Source organism: Micrococcus sp. GbtcB5 (assembly GCF_019091605.1).
GTDB classification, from domain to species: domain Bacteria; phylum Actinomycetota; class Actinomycetes; order Actinomycetales; family Micrococcaceae; genus Micrococcus; species Micrococcus luteus.
The window spans coordinates 1-267 of sequence record NZ_JAGXJK010000209.1; the positions used below are offsets into that span (position 1 = coordinate 1).

Sequence of the window (267 nt, forward strand, 5' to 3'; positions counted from 1 at the left end):
CCCATCGCGGGTGAACACCGCCGTGCCGTTCGCGAACCGGTTCTCGTTGATCAGGTCGCCCGCGTCCTCATACGTGTCCACGCGCACGATCGCCAGCACGGGGCCGAAGATCTCGTCGTCGTAGTCCTTCATGCCCGGCCGGACATGGTCGACGATGCTGGGCCCAATGAAGAAGCCCTCGGTCGGCACGTCGGGGGTCCTCCCGTCCAGCACGTGCGTTCCACCCTCCTGCGCGGCGCCGCCCACATAGGACGTGACCCGCCCCAG

General features: G+C 68.2%; 1 protein-coding gene. It reads right to left on the reverse strand.

Annotated features, from left to right (window positions below; all coding sequences use genetic code 11):
• Positions 1 to 267: aldehyde dehydrogenase family protein (locus KVS67_RS12060; protein WP_217565455.1), on the reverse strand; the 267-nt coding region annotated here is incomplete at both ends.